This is a genomic window from Vibrio sp. ZF57, assembly GCF_001691235.1.
Classification (GTDB): domain Bacteria; phylum Pseudomonadota; class Gammaproteobacteria; order Enterobacterales; family Vibrionaceae; genus Vibrio; species Vibrio crassostreae_C.
On record NZ_MAKD01000074.1, the window covers coordinates 16,828 to 33,594 of the forward strand.

Annotated in this window: 16 protein-coding genes; 11 read left to right on the forward strand and 5 right to left on the reverse strand. The window is 45.4% G+C overall.

All coding sequences use genetic code 11. The annotated features are described in order from the left end of the window. Positions 1–180: 180 nt before the first annotated feature. Complete coding sequence (locus A6D97_RS09175; RefSeq protein ID WP_065584267.1) at positions 181–2,661, forward strand: EAL domain-containing protein; 2,481 nt, start codon at positions 181–183, stop codon at positions 2,659–2,661. A gap of 145 nt (positions 2,662–2,806) precedes the next feature. On the opposite strand, the gene A6D97_RS09180 is transcribed toward A6D97_RS09175, so the two are convergent. Both A6D97_RS09180 and A6D97_RS09185 read right to left on the reverse strand, forming a co-directional pair. Then, on the reverse strand, positions 2,807–3,403 hold the full coding sequence (locus tag A6D97_RS09180; RefSeq protein WP_017061019.1) for a DTW domain-containing protein: 597 nt from the start codon (positions 3,401–3,403) through the stop codon (positions 2,807–2,809). 2 nt (positions 3,404–3,405) lie between these two features. Beyond that, positions 3,406–4,950: a hypothetical protein gene (locus tag A6D97_RS09185; protein ID WP_065584268.1), complete on the reverse strand. Its 1,545-nt coding sequence runs from the start codon at positions 4,948–4,950 to the stop codon at positions 3,406–3,408. A 39-nt stretch (positions 4,951–4,989) separates the two neighbouring features. Between A6D97_RS09185 and A6D97_RS09190 the strand changes: the two genes are divergently transcribed. After that, on the forward strand, positions 4,990–5,457 hold the full coding sequence (locus A6D97_RS09190) for an EVE domain-containing protein (protein ID WP_017061021.1): 468 nt from the start codon (positions 4,990–4,992) through the stop codon (positions 5,455–5,457). An 87-nt stretch (positions 5,458–5,544) separates the two neighbouring features. Here the strand turns inward: A6D97_RS09190 and A6D97_RS09195 are convergent, their stop codons facing one another. Both A6D97_RS09195 and A6D97_RS09200 read right to left on the reverse strand, forming a co-directional pair. Then, the gene (locus A6D97_RS09195) at positions 5,545–6,372 is read right to left on the reverse strand and encodes a Cof-type HAD-IIB family hydrolase (protein ID WP_065584269.1); all 828 of its coding nucleotides are present in this window, start codon (positions 6,370–6,372) and stop codon (positions 5,545–5,547) included. Positions 6,373–6,554: 182 nt separating this feature from the next. Continuing rightward, positions 6,555–7,535, reverse strand: coding sequence for an alpha/beta fold hydrolase (locus A6D97_RS09200; RefSeq protein WP_017063762.1), 981 nt, complete (start codon positions 7,533–7,535; stop codon positions 6,555–6,557). A gap of 81 nt (positions 7,536–7,616) precedes the next feature. On the opposite strand from A6D97_RS09200, the gene rhtB reads away from it, so the two are divergent. From rhtB to A6D97_RS09235, 7 genes are all read left to right on the forward strand, one after another. After that, positions 7,617–8,234: a homoserine/homoserine lactone efflux protein gene (gene rhtB / locus A6D97_RS09205; protein WP_017061024.1), complete on the forward strand. Its 618-nt coding sequence runs from the start codon at positions 7,617–7,619 to the stop codon at positions 8,232–8,234. A 45-nt stretch (positions 8,235–8,279) separates the two neighbouring features. Continuing rightward, on the forward strand, positions 8,280–9,500 hold the full coding sequence (locus A6D97_RS09210) for an EAL and HDOD domain-containing protein (RefSeq protein ID WP_017061025.1): 1,221 nt from the start codon (positions 8,280–8,282) through the stop codon (positions 9,498–9,500). Between the two features lie 99 nt (positions 9,501–9,599). Beyond that, positions 9,600–9,941, forward strand: coding sequence for a metalloregulator ArsR/SmtB family transcription factor (locus A6D97_RS09215; RefSeq protein WP_017063763.1), 342 nt, complete (start codon positions 9,600–9,602; stop codon positions 9,939–9,941). A 173-nt stretch (positions 9,942–10,114) separates the two neighbouring features. Further along, entirely contained in the window at positions 10,115–11,116 is a 1,002-nt protein-coding gene (locus A6D97_RS09220) for an ArsJ-associated glyceraldehyde-3-phosphate dehydrogenase (RefSeq protein WP_017061027.1), read from the forward strand. Between the two features lie 21 nt (positions 11,117–11,137). Next, positions 11,138–11,629, forward strand: coding sequence for a cyclin-dependent kinase inhibitor 3 family protein (locus A6D97_RS09225; RefSeq protein ID WP_017061028.1), 492 nt, complete (start codon positions 11,138–11,140; stop codon positions 11,627–11,629). 96 nt (positions 11,630–11,725) lie between these two features. Then, positions 11,726–12,946 (forward strand): organoarsenical effux MFS transporter ArsJ, encoded by a 1,221-nt coding sequence (arsJ, locus tag A6D97_RS09230; RefSeq protein ID WP_065584270.1) that lies wholly within the window; start codon positions 11,726–11,728, stop codon positions 12,944–12,946. 169 nt (positions 12,947–13,115) lie between these two features. Continuing rightward, positions 13,116–14,129, forward strand: a complete 1,014-nt coding sequence (locus tag A6D97_RS09235) for an acyltransferase (RefSeq protein ID WP_065584271.1) — start codon at positions 13,116–13,118, stop codon at positions 14,127–14,129. Positions 14,130–14,189: 60 nt separating this feature from the next. Here A6D97_RS09235 and A6D97_RS09240 read toward each other — a convergent pair whose 3' ends face one another. Next, the gene (locus A6D97_RS09240) at positions 14,190–14,519 is read right to left on the reverse strand and encodes a DUF2500 domain-containing protein (protein WP_017061032.1); all 330 of its coding nucleotides are present in this window, start codon (positions 14,517–14,519) and stop codon (positions 14,190–14,192) included. Positions 14,520–14,763: 244 nt separating this feature from the next. Between A6D97_RS09240 and A6D97_RS09245 the strand changes: the two genes are divergently transcribed. Beyond that, positions 14,764–15,138: a hypothetical protein gene (locus tag A6D97_RS09245; RefSeq protein ID WP_004736595.1), complete on the forward strand. Its 375-nt coding sequence runs from the start codon at positions 14,764–14,766 to the stop codon at positions 15,136–15,138. Between the two features lie 928 nt (positions 15,139–16,066). Then, positions 16,067–16,687, forward strand: a complete 621-nt coding sequence (locus A6D97_RS09250; RefSeq protein WP_017061033.1) for a lysoplasmalogenase — start codon at positions 16,067–16,069, stop codon at positions 16,685–16,687. Positions 16,688–16,767: the final 80 nt, after the last annotated feature.

The window sequence follows — 16,767 nt, forward strand, 5'->3', positions numbered from 1 at the left end:
TTCGTATCCTATTGTGACTTGCTTTAAAAAGTGTTCTGCCGCTATTGGTGGCTGTTTTGGGTGGAATCAATGATGTCTAACTAACGTCACATTATTTATAAGACGATCGTAAGTATTCCGTGCAAGCCTTATCTATAATAAGCACAATAACCAATCATTAACGTAACGATTAATGTGAATATGCAATCGACCTCTCTCCTGATACAAGATATAGAGCAAACCCAGCGTGAATTGCAAAAGATAGATTTTCATCAACATGAAGACCTACTGATTCAGGTGTTTTCTTCTTTCGAGAAAGGTTCGGTTTTGGCTGCCTGCCAAGTGATTCAAGCGACTTTTCCTAATGCTAGGCTGATTGGCTGTAGTGCAAACCACTACATCAGCCAAGGCGTCATCCTGCATCAAGGTCTCTATCTTATTGTTACCCGCTTCGATGCGACCTCTTACACTTGTGGCGTTGTCGAATACAGCAAGCAACCACTATTCGATAGTCAATCGATGTGGCAGCAGCTTGAGTGCAATACCAATACTCAAAGTATCATCTGTTTCGCCGATCGCTTGCAGATAAATAACCGAGATCTATTTTCAGCGTTTGAGCAGTCGATGTATTCATTACCGATCTGTGGCGGTGCATCGACCATCACAGATAATGGGCGATGGGTGATGTTAGACGGCATTTGCTATGAAAATGCCTATGTGATGTTGGCGCTGCACAGTGTTGAGCTCTCTATCGCTAAGGGTTACTACACTGAATGGAATCCGATTGGTCGAACTTTTCGAGTGACAGGTGCTCAAGAGAACCGGTTGTTGGAACTGGATGGGATGCCTGTTCGCGAACTCTACAATCGTTACCTCGCTGATGGCCTCGAAGTGCCTTTTGAGCAACTGCATAACTTTCCCTTGATGGTCGGTGACCCGAAAGAGCAAAACATTCACTTACCGCTCAAGGTAACGGAAAGTGGAGAGATAGAATTCAGTGGCCTGTTCCAAGTGGGCGATGAGGTCCGGTTTTGTTATGACCATCCATCACTGACCTTAGAGCAGATACGACTGGGCGTGCAGCAGATCGCCTCTCATAGGCCAGAACAGTTCTTCATTTATAACTGTACATCTCGTATCGACTTTATTGATGGCAACCAAGAGGTTGAAGTTTTCCAAAAATTGGCCGACAGCTATGGCGTTTACTGCATGGGAGAACTTTATCAAGAGAATGGCCAACAGCGAATCTTGCACCATAGCCTCACTTATCTTGCGCTTAGAGAAGGCGAGGGTAAGGCGGTATTGCCATTAGAGACGCAACCCGCGACCAACATATCCCCTCTGTTTTCATTGATCCGAAATGCACTGCTTGATGTCGATGACATGAACAACAGCATGGCGAGTAAGATTCAGCAGCAAGCCACTGCATTGACGGCAAGCTATCGAATTGATCACCGTACAGGTTTACCCAATCGAAGTGTGCTGCGTGAGAAACTGTCGAAGATGAGCAGTGATAGCCACTTACTAGCTTTGAAGGTCACGACCTTTGGTCAGATCAATGAGAAGTATGGTTATCGAGTAGGTGACAAGCTTCTGCATGATTTGAGTGAGTACTTTCAAAAGGCGCTGTGGCAGTTCTTTGATGAGGGCTGTCAGCTCTACAGTATCGGTATTGGTGAGTGGGCGGTGGTGTTTGATAGTTGGGCGAGCCAAGAACATATTCATCAGCGATTCTCGGAATTTGCCGATCAAACCGAGCATGTGAATTTTGAGCCTACCGGTTTACCCGATATTGATTACTTGTCGGTGTCTATCTGTGCGGGTATCGCCAGCCGTCGAGATTTCCCGACTACCTCTATTGATGACTTATTGTTGAAGGCGATTGATGCGAGGCGCAGCGCTGTCAGCCAGAACAAGCACCTAGTGAGCGCCAAGGCACTCATTCAATTGGAGAAGCATCGCCAAGAGCAACTTGGTTGGCTGTCGTGCGTGAGTCGCGCGGTGCTTAATCAGAATATTGTGGCGTGCTCTCAGCCCATAGTTTCAGCACACAGTCATCAGGTAGAGAGCTACGAGTGTTTGGTTCGAATTGAAGAGGACGGTCAGTTAATTGCACCGGGTAAGTTCTTGCCAATCATTGAAGGAACCCATCTCTATACACGCCTCAGTCGTCAGATGATAACACGCACCTTCGATTTTATGAGTCAGCGAACCGATTCGTTCTCAATTAATTTAGCGCCACAAGATTTCAGCAATGAGAAAACCATTCTTCACCTTGAACAAGCGATCAAGAAAATCAGTCACCCACAGCGTATTGGCTTGGAGGTGTTAGAAACGGAACAAATTCAGGATTACGGTCGCTTGATTGAGGTGTGTAATCACTTCCGCGATCTTGGTGTGAATATTATTGTTGATGACTTTGGTTCGGGCTATTCGAACATTGATGAGATATTGAAGCTAGAACCACAGGTGATCAAGCTTGATGGCAGTTTGATTTGCAATATTGATAAAGATAAAAAGCAGCGCAAGATCGCTCAGCAGTTGGTGAGCTTATGCCAGATTCTGAATGCTAAGACGGTGGCGGAGTTCGTTCATAATGAGCAGGTGTGCCGTATTGCTGAAGACATGGGGGTCGATTACTTGCAAGGGTATTACTTTGGTCAACCTCAGCGTTTGTTTTGATGGAGCGAGCGTTTCACGTGAAACACTGGTTGGCTCAATAACGAAAATACGATGTAACAAGGGTGAGCTTATGGCTCCCCCTTTTTGTTTTTAGTGTCTGTCTCGTCCTGAAATGTGTTTTTACCTTCCCGCGCGCCTGCTTGGTCTATTTGAGGGCGTGGCCACACTTGTCGGCGTGGAACACTTTTAGATAATGCTGGTAGTAGTCATCAATGAGCTTGGCAGATTCACTTTCACCTAAAGATTTGAGTAACTCAATACCCACTTCACAAGTACACAAGTGGCCACTGTCTTGGTTGCGGCGCAAGGTGTATGAAGATTCGCTGGTAATATCGAGGTGAACTTGCGGAACGGCTTGTAACCACGAGCTCTTGTTAAGCATCTTCTTCGCTTCTTGCCATGTGCCATCCAAGATGATGAATAGCGGCTTACGGCTCTGGGCTTGGGTCATTACAGCTTGCTGGCACTCGACACTTTGATCACTTGGGAATAAAAGAAACGGTTGTCGTGTTTCATCGTCAAGCAGTGCGATGAGCTCCGCTGGTGGTGTTTTCCTTTGCCATACAATGGACTGACACTGATCAAGGGATTGCTGAAGCAGCTTCCCTGTATTGGTATCGCGTGACAGTTCATTCTCATGAGTGAGCAGTACAAGATCGATTTGGCTTGCGACACTAGGTATCAGGTGACAAATACATTGGTGAGTGAAGCTACAACCATGGCAAGCTTGTTGGTTACTCATGTTTACAACTTCACTCCACTTTGTGCGGGTGAGATACCATCAGCAAACAAAACCACGTCGCTGATATCAGCATCATCTGCAACTGGAGCGACACTTGGGTTTAGCGGGTAGCTGACACCAGAGTATGAAAGTGTGTGTTTCGCCGGTGTTGCACCGCCGCCACTGACATTGAAGATCAGATCCTGCCAGCCGTGGTTTTGCGATTTACCTAAGCGTATGTCGCCCTTAACCAGTGTCACTCGGCTATTGAAGCGCCAGTTATCTTGATGGTTTTCGAAAATTAGCAGTGTACAGCCACCAGAACCACACCAATCGAGTTGGGCGAACAGCTCTTCTTTACCGTCGCCGTTGAGGTCGTAGGTTAACCAGCGGTATTTAGTGTCGTCAGGTGAGCTGTTTTTGATCTTAAAGTATTCGCGGATCGCTTGGTCGACTTTTGGATCAAGTTGATCGCTGGAGTTCACCTGCTTTGCGGTTAGATCAACGTTACTGGTGGTGTTTACTTGTGCTTGCGCACTCTTAGCTTCGAATAGCACCAGACCGCCATTGGCAATCGGATACACCACGTTGCCCACTTTCTCTTTTTCAGCGATTAGCTTGCCATTATCGAGTGTGAAGATGCGCTCGGAGATCAAATATTGTTGCTGGTGGCGAGTCATAACCACTTGTACCTGATTTTGGTTCAGTTGCTGCCAGAAGCCTTGTTCAACAATAGAAGGGTCTCCATTGCTGTATGAATAAGTCGTGATAGCACTGTGGTCATTGTTGAGTTCAAGGTTGATAGAGAACCCTGAGTTTTGCGTTGAGCTAGCGAAGTAGAGTCCGCTCCAGTCCAGCGTTGGATCTTGGTTAGAGACCGTCGCACAGCCATTGTAGTTACTGTCATTGAGGTTAAGCTTGGCATGCCATCCATAGATAGAATCGCTCATGCCGTCGCTACAGCTCTCTTTCGTAAGGTTGAGTTTGCCTTGTGCAGCTTTACCTTCTAATTGGTAGTCACGGCTGCTCGATGTGGTGCGGCTTGATTCAATATCGAGGGTTTGTGGCTGTTCGCCCATCTTAGTATATTTCAGCTGGTCTTTATCGAAGGTTGCTGACCAGAAGGGTTCATTACCAAATACTCGTGTTGAGCGCAGCGGTTGGACGCAGCGATCTGGGTTCTCTGCGGTTAGGATGTTCACTTGGTCAACCACGAAACGCGCTGTGAAATCTGCGTTATAACCCGTTTGGCTCGGCACGGTTAGGTGACCAATCAGCTCGCCATATAAGGCTTGGTAAGGTCTCGTTGAGAGCCCTTGTGCTTCTAACGCTAACTCTGGAGATAAGTCTAACCAGTATTGTTGTTGGCTACCGCAAGGAGTGAAGGTTCGGCTTTCATGGCCAACCACCACCTGACCACGCATGATGAAGGTTTGCGGTTGAATGCTCAGTGGCTCATCCAAGTTTGCTGGGGGCAGTTCAGGTTGTTGCGGCGTATCAGGTGCCGTAACACAGCCTTGCAGAGCGAACGCGACTAGCCATGTCACTGGGTTTTTCATTACCTTCATGTTATATCTTCCTCGGAGCAACCGTTAATTGGATTTATTATGGCATATTGGTTATTTAAAACAGAACCCGACACCTTCTCTATTCAGACTCTTAGAGTACAAAAAACCTCTTGTTGGGAGGGTGTACGCAACTATCAGGCTCGAAACATGATGCGTGATGACGTCAAGCTTGGCGATCTGGTGATGATATACCACTCATCATGTAAAAAAGTTGGCGTAGCGGGGATCGCTAAAGTAACCAGAGAAGCCTACCCAGACCACTTTCAGTTCGACCCTGAGAGTGATTACTACGATCCTAAGTCTTCACCCGATAACCCACGCTGGATCATGGTGGATGTCGAGTTTGTGCGAGTGACTGAGCGCTTGATTCCTTTGGTTACGCTTAAAGCCATGCCTGAACTCTCCGAAATGCCCTTGGTGAAACGCGGTAATCGCTTATCGATCATGCCGGTTACCGAACAAGAGTGGCAGGCAATCTTAAGCAAAGAAGTGTTAGGTTCTCGATAGCGTTAGAGAGAGCTTTTTACGTAAGGTTCAAAAAAGGCAGCCAGTTGGCTGCCTTTTTATTTATTCAGATCTGTTCAACGAGCGAGATTAGAGCAGATGCTTTTCTAGGTAGTGAGCAACGGCATCGTCTGCGTTACTGCCAATCACTTCATTGTCAGGTAGTGCTTTCATCACTTTCTCATGTGATGTACCCATGATTAGACCTTTACCCGCCATAGCCAGCATTTCAGCGTCGTTCATGCCATCACCAAAGGCAACACAGTTATCCAGAGTCAGGTTTAGTGATTTTGCAACAGCGTCTAGAGCGTGGCCTTTAGAGACTTCAGCTGCCATCACTTCCAGACACCAAGGTGTAGAGAAGGCGATGTTCAGTTTGTCGCCAAAAGCATCTCTTAGCTTTTGTTCAAACGTGACGAGATATTCGTGGTCTTGTTCTGGATGTGTGAAGAAGACTTTCGCGATGCCTTCGCTTGGTGCGTTTTCAGCTTCAAAGCGCTTGTAGCTAAAGCCAGACTCACTGTGGAATTTAGCCAACATTTCATCTTCACGGTCTAGTAACCAATCTTCATTCTGGTACATGTGAATAAAGAGGTTTGGATCTTGGCGCACAATATCAATAACTGGCTGAACGAGTTCCTGAGGTACGTTCTGGCTATACATCAGTTGATCGTTTTGGTCATGCACGCGTGCACCGTTTGAAGTGATCATGTACGCCGGAATCCCTGCGATTTGACGAATCCCAGCTACATCGACGTGATGGCGACCCGTTGCGAAGATGAAGGTATAACCTTGGTCGTGTAATTTCTTAAGCGTTAGCTTGGTAAAGTCGCTTAGCTGATGGTTGGGAGCCAAAAGCGTACCATCTAAATCAGAAGCAACAATTTTCACGGAATCTTTTAGTGCAGAAATACTCATTTAACCCTCATTGCAAAATGCTTAACCAATATTGACGCTAGCCAGCGCTAGAATCGTTTTAACTACAATATCTCTAGGTAGAAATTGTATGCCAAATTCATGCAAGAAAAGAGGGCAAAGCTCACTTACTTCTCTTCCTCTTTAGCGCTTATTTTCTTGGTAGGTTGCTTAGCCTATTAGCTCTAGGCGAAAAACTGATTGATCGCATCCAGTGTTTGATTGCGATATTCATCCTGCTCAAACAACACCTCATGCCTAGAACCCTCAATCAACTTAAACTGACAATCAGAGTTGGTTTTCTTCAGCTTAGAGATGAACTTTACTTGAGCACTGTTACTGACAATCTTTTCATCCCCAGCTTGAATCAATAGCAGAGGGATCTTGATTTGACGAGTTTGTTGAATTGCTTGCTTGGCGGCCATTAACCCTTGCCACACCCAACGCGTGCTTGGTCCACCCACCTGCAAAGATGGAGACTCGTCATATAAGCGACGGAACCACTGATAGCGAACCTTACTGTGGCTCAGTAAGTTGTTTTCAAAAGGCTTCGAATAATATGCTTGCTGGCCCGGCGCGTAAGTTGGCTTGGCATAAAAAGCGGTAAGCACTTGTCCAACGATCATCGCGATAGGTTTCAGGTACCACTCGGTATTGATACCAAACATCGGAGCGCACAGAGTCACCTTATCAAACGGGTGGTCTGGATGGGTTTGTAGGTAGCGAGTGGCTATGGTGCTGCCCATTGAGTGTGCGAGCAGGTAGCGATTGGAATACTTACTGAGATCAAAACTGGCAATGACGTCAGACATGTCAGATGCATAATCATCAAACTCATGAATGTGACCAATGTCAGAGTCTGTTACCATACGTTCAGACTGGCCTTGACCTTGGTGGTCAAATGAATAAACGTCATAGCCTTGTTGATAAAAATCATAAAAGATTTCTTGGTATTTTTGGCAGCATTCGATACGGCCATTTGAAATCACAATAGCTTTGCTGTGCTTTTCTGAGGTGAGGCTGCACCAGTACAGTTTCTTTTTACCAGACGATGTTAAAAACCCCTCTTTTCTTTGTTGCCAAAGAGCGTTGATCGGGTGTTTAATCGCATGATCGAACTGAGGTTCTTGAGTGTAAGGGAAGGTGGCTTCGCTGTGGTTTTCCATGGGAAATTACCTGAACTGATGCGTGTGAGAGCTTTATTGCTACTAATGTTGTTAGATTAAAGAACTAGTAAGGAAATGCAAATGGATACTCATGTTTGGCTTGCTTATGTTGTCACAGCGATTTTGTTTAGCTTGGCTCCGGGCTCGGGTACCGTTAACTCAATCAGTAATGGGCTTAGCTATGGCACTAAAAAGTCACTCGCATCAATTGTTGGCTTACAGCTTGGTCTTGCGTTTCACATTATGCTGGTGGGCGCGGGTATCGGTGCACTCGTTGCTAAGTCTGCGTTGGCGTTCACCATCATTAAGTGGGTCGGCGTGGTGTACTTACTTTGGTTAGGTATTCAAAAGTGGCGTGATAGCTCGAGCCTAGTAGCATCTGAAGAAAGCTCTACTCTGTCGAGTGGCAAACTGCTGAGAAACGCTGTGCTTATCAACCTAACTAACCCGAAATCAATCGTGTTTTTGGTGGCTTTGTTTCCTCAGTTTATTGACCCTACACAACCTCAAGCACCTCAGTTATTAGTGCTAGGTGTGACGACAGTATTCATTGATAGCGTTGTTATGTTGGGTTACACCTCATTAGCGTCACAAATGGGACGTTTTATTCGCTCTGATCGCATAATGGGTAAGATAAATAAAATATTTGGTGGTATGTTCATGGGCTGCGGTGCTTTGCTAGCTGCCGCGAAAGCTTAGATTAAGCGACTGAGTTATAGTTAAACCAATCAGAGTTATCAAGAAATGACCGCTACATACGTTGCTCGACAACCTATCTTAAATCGCAAGAGGAATACACTCGGCTATGAGTTGTTATTTCGCGATGGAGAAAAGAATGCGTACCCAGCGCATATTGAGTCTAATCGAGCAACGTATCGTCTGATTGTTGAGAACTTCTTGTCTGTTGGTCTTAACCCTTCTATTCCATCTTCACGCTGCTTTATCAACTTCCCTTATCAAAGTTTGATTCGTCGACTGCCCTTAAGTTTGCCGAAAGATAAGGTGGTGGTAGAGATTCTGGAAACCTGTAAACCAACAGATGAATTGTTGGAAGCGGTTAAAGACCTTTACCAAGCGGGTTACATGATTGCCCTAGATGATTTTACTTCGACCCCAGAATGGGAACGTTTCCTTAAATACACGCATATCGTAAAGCTCGATATTATGCAGATGGGTTTGGATGAAGCGTGTGATTTGGTTAGGGCGCATCAAGGGAAAAAGTTTAGCTTTTTGGCGGAGCGCGTTGAGACCGAACAAGAATTCCAGCAAGCCAAAGAGGCTGGCTTTAAGTTTTTCCAAGGTTACTTTTTCAATAAACCGGAAATCATCAAGAGTAAATACATTAGCCCTGAGCAAGTGATTGCTATGGAGCTGTTTCAAGAAGTGTGTAAGCCCGATGTGGACTTTCAACGGGTGGAGAGCATTGTCGCGAAAGATGTGGCGCTCTCATATAAGCTGCTGCGTTTTGTGAATACTATGTCGCCGCGCCTTGAAGTTACCATCTCTTCTTTTCGTCAGGCTTTGGTATATCTAGGTCAAGAGAAACTGAAAATGTTTGTCTCGTTAGCCGTCGCCTCTTATGTGTCCGATAAAAAGCCTAAAGAGCTGTATGGATTGTCTCTACAGCGTGCTCAGTTTTGTCAGCGTATGTCTCGCTATCAGGCATTTGAAGGGTATAGAGAACAGGCCTTTATGATTGGCTTATTCTCCTTGTTGGATGCTCTGTTGGACTTGTCGTTAGATAACTTAGTCGAGCAGTTGCCGCTGTGTAAAAGTATCAAGGTTGCTCTATTACGTAGAGAAGGGCCATATGGTACCTTGCTCGCACTTGAAGAGAGCTTTGAGCATGCCGATTGGCAACAGATTGATGAGCACTGCGCCGATTTAGGATTAAGCGTGGATCAGGTTAAAACGGAGCTTACTGAAGCGCGCCGTTGGAGCCATACCGTGACCAACAAGCTCTGATATTTCTTCGTTAAACTTTTATGACAATTGAAACGCACGCCTTGACGTGCGTTTTTTTATATCTAAGATATGTGCATATCCATATATGAGTATGTTTTTATGCTTCCTCACCAATTTTTTAAATTACTGTCCGATGAAACGCGAGTGCGTTGCTTAATGTTGATAGTTCGCAATGAGTGCTTATCGGTTGGTGAGTTGACTCAGGCATTGCAAGAAAGTCAGCCAAAGGTTTCACGCCATCTTGCGCAGCTGCGTTCAAACGGTGTTTTGATTGATGTTCGCCAGGGGCAGTGGGTGTTTTACCGCCTGTCACAAGATTTACCAGGTTGGATGCTAAAGTTAATTGACGACCTTATTGCATCGAACTGTTTGAAAACTGAATACCAGCAAGATATTGAGCGCTTAGAGTCGATGAACTCACGCCCAGTATGTTGCGTTTAAATACATTAAAACTTAATGCCGAAATAGTTGTAGTTGCAGCTAGGCGACAAGTGAACTTATCCCTATGAGCATAGTGGCTCTATGTAATTAGGGCGGCCGGCGCTCCGGTAAGTGAACGTAGTCAACAACGCTGCGGCTTCAAATATGAAGGCAATTAACTGAGAGAACAGAAAATGACAGTCAAAGTAGGTATTAATGGTTTTGGTCGTATCGGCCGTCTAGCACTTCGCGCAGCATTCGATTGGGATGAGCTAGAATTTGTTCAAATTAACGATGTTGCTGGCGACACAACAACACTGGCCCACCTTCTAGAATTTGATTCAGTTCAAGGTCGCTTTCACCACGAAGTAACTGCAGAAGGCGATGAGATGATCATTAATGGCCAGCGCATCAAGACCACACAAGAGCGCGACATCGATGCGATCGACTGGTCTGGTTGTGATGTGGTTATCGAAGCGACAGGTGTTCACCGTAAGACCTCTTTCCTAAACAAATACCTAGAGCAGGGCGTGAAACGTGTTGTGGTATCGGCGCCAGTGAAAGAAGAAGGCATCGCAAACATCGTTGTTGGTGTGAATGACAATATCTTCGACCCTGCGGTACACAAAATCGTAACGGCAGCGTCTTGTACAACGAACTGTATCGCGCCAGTGGTTAAGGTGATCAACGAGAAGCTTGGTATCGAGAACGCAGCCTTCACCACTATTCACGATTTAACTAACACGCAAACTATTCTTGATGCGCCGCACAAAGACTTACGCCGCGCACGTGCATGTGGCATGAGTCTTATCCCAACAACGACGGGCAGCGCCAAAGCGATTGTTGAGATCTTCCCTGAGCTAGAAAACCGCATCAACGGCCACGCAGTTCGTGTACCGCTAGCGAACGCTTCTCTGACAGACATCATCTTCGAAGTGAAGCAAGACACCACGGCAGAAGAAGTTAACGCGATGCTGAAAGAAGCGTCTCAGAATGAACTAAAAGGTATTCTTGGCTTTGAAGAGCGTCCACTGGTTTCTATCGATTACAAAGGCGACCAACGCTCAACAATCGTGGATGCACTATCAACGATGTTGGTCGGTAAGCGCATGGTTAAGATCTACGCTTGGTACGACAATGAGATGGGTTACGCAACACGTACCGCTGAGCTTGTTCGTACCGTTGGCCTTGCTTAATAAGAATCTGGAGAAGATATAATGATACATCCAACATGGCAACTAGACCTAGAGCAAGGTGCGCTAGTGCTTACTCCGTGCCCAGGCACAAAAGAAGCAACGCTTGATGCATCACTGGCTCAGCTAAAAGAGCAAGGCGTTGAAGCTATCGTGACAGCACTTGATGACCATGAGCTTGCAAGCAAAGACGTGGCGGCACTTGGTGAAAAAACACGTGCGTTAGGTATGCAATGGTTCCAGATCGAAATTGAAGACGACTGTGCACCGGGTGCTGGTTTTGCTGCGAAGTGGCAAGCAGCTAGCCCTGAGCTACATAACATCGTCGATAACGGCGGCAAGGTTGCAATGCATTGTATGGGCGGCTCTGGTCGCACTGGTTTGTTCGCAGCTCACCTACTGTTAGAAAAAGGCTGGGATTTGAGCAAGGTAGTTCAAGAGGTGCAGGCACTGCGTCCAGGTGCCTTCACTAAACCTATCCAGGTTGAATACATTAATGGCGTAGCGAATAGCTAATAGTCATCAGTGTTAGACAGGGAGCTTTTGGTATCTGGAGTGTTGAACTTATCATGATCCAAAAGCTCTTTTTGTTTAGATTGCAGAGATAGCGTTATGTTTTCAAATCTAAGTAAGAGCGTTCGCCAATACATGTTGGTGACTTTTAACTACTGGAACTTCACCATTACTGATGGTGCACTTCGCATGTTGGTGGTTCTGTATTTTTACGACCTTGGCTACAGTTCGTTAGAAATCGCCTCACTGTTCCTTTTCTATGAATTCTTTGGTGTGGTGACTAACCTAATCGGTGGCTGGTTAGGGGCGCGTCTTGGCCTCAATAAGACCATGAACATTGGGTTAGGCATGCAAGTCGTCGCCTTGGGTATGCTCGCGGTGCCAACGGCAATGCTGACCATTCCTTGGGTCATGGCGGCGCAAGCCTTGTCTGGTATCGCTAAAGACCTCAATAAGATGAGTGCCAAGAGCTCAATTAAGACTCTGGTTCCTGATGAACAACAAGGCGCGCTTTATAAGTGGATTGCGATTCTGACCGGATCTAAGAATGCGCTTAAAGGGGCAGGCTTCTTTATTGGTGGTTTACTACTTTCAACGATTGGCTTCCAATACGCTGTGCTTGCGATGGCAGCCGTGTTGGCATTGGTCTTCGTTGGCAGTGTGTTGAGCTTAGAAGCGGACATGGGTAAAGCGAAAACTAAACCTAAGTTTAAACAGATCTTCTCTAAGTCTGAATCCATCAACATCCTATCCGCAGCACGTATGTTCCTGTTTGGCGCTCGTGATGTGTGGTTTGTGATTGCTTTGCCGATTTACCTAGGCAGCGTGTTTGGGTGGGATCACTCATGGGTCGGTGGCTTCTTAGCGGCTTGGACCATCGCATACGGCTTTGTGCAGGGCATTGCGCCTAAGATTACTGGTAAAGCACAAGGCAAGGTGCCTGATGGACATGCAGCGCTGTTATGGGCGGGTGCGTTGGCTATCGTGACTGCCGGTATTGCCTATGCGGTGCAAATTGGCTGGCAACCCGAGTTAGTTATTATCGGTGGCTTGATGGTGTTTGGTGTCATCTTTGCGGTGAACTCATCACTTCACTCATATTTGATTGTGAGTTATGCGAAAGGCGATGGCGTTTCTCTTGATGTCGGTTTCTACTACATGGCAAACGCGATGGGCCGTTTGATTGGCACGATATTGTCGGGCTTGGTATTCCAAATGGCAGGTTTGTCTGCGTGTCTGTGGGTTTCCTTCGCATTCTTAGCGATAACGACGGTGATCTCTCTGCGTTTACCGAAAGTACCGCAAATTTCAGCGGCATAAGCTTCAGCCACATGAGCCTCATTTGTGAGAGCTCAAGTCGCAGAAGCTAGAGTCGTATGAGCTAAATTCGCGATAAGCATCTCCTTTAACACTAAGCTGACTTGGTATTTATTCCGGTCAGCTTTTTTATTGCTATAGTAGAATGATTGAATATTAATCAGGCATTTACATGAAGCAGCGAATTCTCTTTTTTGATTTAGCACGATGTGTCGCGGCCGTAGCGGTTATCGCGATTCATGTTTTGGCGCCTTATCGCAATGAATTGGGCACTATTCCTTTCGGTGAATGGCTTACTGCCATTACGGTAAACGGTTTCAGCCGCTGGGCAGTACCTGTGTTCATTTTGATTACGGGTGCACTGATGCTCAGTGATCAGCGCCCGTTTGACGCCAAATACTACCTCAAGCGTCGTTTGGCAAAGGTACTGATACCTTTCATTGTCTGGTCGCTTTTCTATACCTATCTGTCGGGCTGGTCGGCAATGGGCTTTGATGCCGACGTCAGTTGGGACGTGTTGCTTAATAGCTACCATCATTACACCTATTACCACCTTGGTTTCTTCTATTACTTCATCCCACTCTATTTTGTGATTCCGTTCTTGCAGATCATGGTTAGAAAGTACGGTGATAGATCGGTCTATGCCTTTACGGCGGTATGGTTGTTCACAACATTGCTGTTCTTACTGAAAATCGATGGCCCTTGGAGTCACGAATTGTGGTTGTACACCGGTTACTTACCATTGGGTTACTTGCTGTATAAGATTGTGCCACTTAACAAGATGACCGTTGGCGTGAGTGTGTTACTGGGTGGGCTAGCGTTACTAACCACGGTTTACATGGTGGTTGATGCAAGCTTGGTAGCAGAAGAGTACACGGTAGGGCGCTGGCTATCTTACAAAACGTTGAATACCGTATTAGCCGCGAGCATGGTGTTCATGGTATGCCGTTACTATGGTGAAGGCCTGTCTGAGAAGAGTAACCAAGTGGTTGGCTTTATCAGTAAGCACAGCTTAGGTATTTACCTGCTGCACCCGATTTTCTTGTGGCCGATGAAAGAGTTTGGTTGGTACCAAGGACATCCGGCATGGGTTATTCCATTATGGATTGTGATCAGCGGAGCTGGCGCATTATGGATGAGCTGGTTGGTGTCTAAGTCAGAGAAAACGCGTTGGTTATTGCCTTAGCGGTGATTGCTAAGGCTTTCTGATGGATTGCTTAGGGACGACAGTTGAAGCGGCTGACGTTTAGCGCTTCAACGCAAAGTGTAAGAACTTATCGCCTTGGTAGGTTAAGGTTCCTTTGTCGCCAGGGTTAAGGGCGTGGAAATAGTGGATGCCGACTTGGAATTCTCGCTTCGGACCAACCACACCACGTTGAACGTAAATCCAGTACTCTTGATCTTCTTGGCCCGGTTCTGCGTCAGGAAGGTCGATCGATTGTTTGTCTAACACCGTGACATTCACTTTCTTCTCTGGCGCATTTTCACCTTGCGAGTGTTTTCGATAGAAACCAATAAATACCCAAGCCGCTAGAGCAGCGAGAGCAAAGATGGCAAAAAAGAGTGAATTAGGCATATAACCTCCATGTAGTCGTGATGGTTATTCTAGTCTTTCAGGCAATAGGGATATGTGTTTAAAGCCGTTATTCGTGAACTGTTGTAAGCCAAGCTGATTATTTTTCGGCAGACATCACATTTAATGGTCAGTTTGGGATAAAGCATTGTTATTTATTGTCTCTTTCTCTCGTAAATAACAGTGATTTTGTATAAGAATAGGGAAATGCTCGACTAGAATTATAGTGTGGAGTGGGAGGGCTAAGATGACCGATATTGAAAAAGTGGTGACAAGAACTCGCAATATAGAGAAATTATTGAGGCTTCAATATCATGCCGAAGGCGAAGGATTGCATGAGCTTGTAACAAGCTGTGAAGAAAGGCTACCGCACGATATGGTGAGCAAGCTGCGCTATATCGCAACGTGTCGTAATAAGGTAGTCAATGAACATGAGGCTAAGTTGGAAGACCAACATAAGTTCATCATGATGTGTAACGACTGTGAGAAGGAGCTGACTCCACGTAGTGGTCGTTTTATCTGGCGAGTTGCGATCTTACTGATGATGGCAATGACTTTAGCTGCCGCAGGTTTCTATTATGCGAACTGGGATGTGCTAACACTGCATCTGTTTTCGAAGTGAAAAAATTGAACAAAAAAAGGGACGCTCATGGCGTCCCTTTTTTTATCTGTAACTTGCTTAGTACATCATCGGTAGTGTCATTAGACCTACAACTACCGCGATCATTACAAGTCCTTGTCTTTGCGAAGATGAAATCATAACACTACTCCTAAATTTGGTTGTCTCTCGCTATGTTTTAAAGAATAGCACTACTTATGGCTTTAGATCAAGAATTACTTTCGAAAGCTTTAAAAGTAGTAGAAAACTATGAGTTTTTGGCTTGTTTGGCAGTGTTTAACTGTGTTTTATGGTGTGTTCTTATTTTGTTCGTTGTGATTTATGTTTGTTCTAATTTGATTTAACTTGTTGTTTTGTAATGGTTGTTTTGTGTAATTTATATTGTTAAAGGTTGTTAAACTGTATTAATAGGGGCTGGTGGTGGCTAGGTTTGTTTTGGTTGGTTTTTTAAGTTTTCGACTTGGTTTTTGTGGCGGTTTTTACCGGGGGCTTGAAATAACCTGACAAAACTGGGATTTAAAAAAAGAAAACTGGCTACTTTACAAGTCTAGGCTTGGTTGGAGTTTTTATTTCCTTATTAATCTTGAGTTTCTTTGTTTAAGTTATTGTTATTGTTTGATTTAAAGGTGGTTATTTTAATTTTTCAAGTGTGGTATTTGACGGAATTAAGCCGATTTTGGTGAAGTCGATAGGTTAGAATTGGCCAAAACTCAAGTATGGCGACTCTAATGCCAGTTTGAATGGGTTTTATGATGATTCGTTCTAGTTTTAAACGAATGGCCATTGTCATGGTGGTAATTGTTACGACTTCAATCTAAAGAGACTCTTTTTAGTGGAAGCGTAATCAAGATCCAATTTTGAGGGGCTGAGGCTTTACATCAACACTCGTGTGCCTAGACTGGCGACGATTTAAAGCAATAGGGCAAGTGGTATGTGGAGTTGGTTAGCGGTTTCCTTATCTGGTATCGGAGCAATAGCAGGAACGAAACATGGACATATCGGTCAGGCCTTATCGTATAAGGTATTTACCTTTGTATTATTAGCGACAATTGCTTTAACTCAGTCGGTTGTGGCTGACTTTACCTATTGGATAGTTGCGGGGTTGGCTATCTCTGCGATCGCAGATGTGCTTCATACTCTCACTCAAAAACGCCCTCTGCATTTTGTCTGCTTCTTATTGGCTCAACTCTGTTACAGCAAAGCTTTTTGGTTACAGCTATCAGGTGAAATGGTTTGGTGGTTGTTCGCGCTGTTATTGGCAGCTTGCGTTGTTGCTTTCTTTTTACTGCTGCCACGCTTAGACAAACTCGTTTTTCCCGTGGTCATCATGGGCATTGTGCTTATTCAGTTAGCATGGGCTTCTGGTGAGGTTTGGCTGCTGGATCCTCAGTTATCACACGCGGTCGGTTTTGCTGGCTGTAGCGTGCTGCTCCTTTCGGCCTTAGCTTATGCGCTAAACAGTTACCGCAGCCCAATCAAGGGCGCTTACTTTTGGGTAACGGGCAGTTACTTTCTCGCACACGCATTCATCGTCGCATCGATTACTATTTAGGGTAGAGCTCTCTCAAGCCTGAGCTACATCAAAACGGCGTTGCTAAAACTCGGTACTCTACGTGTAATTCATTAAACATG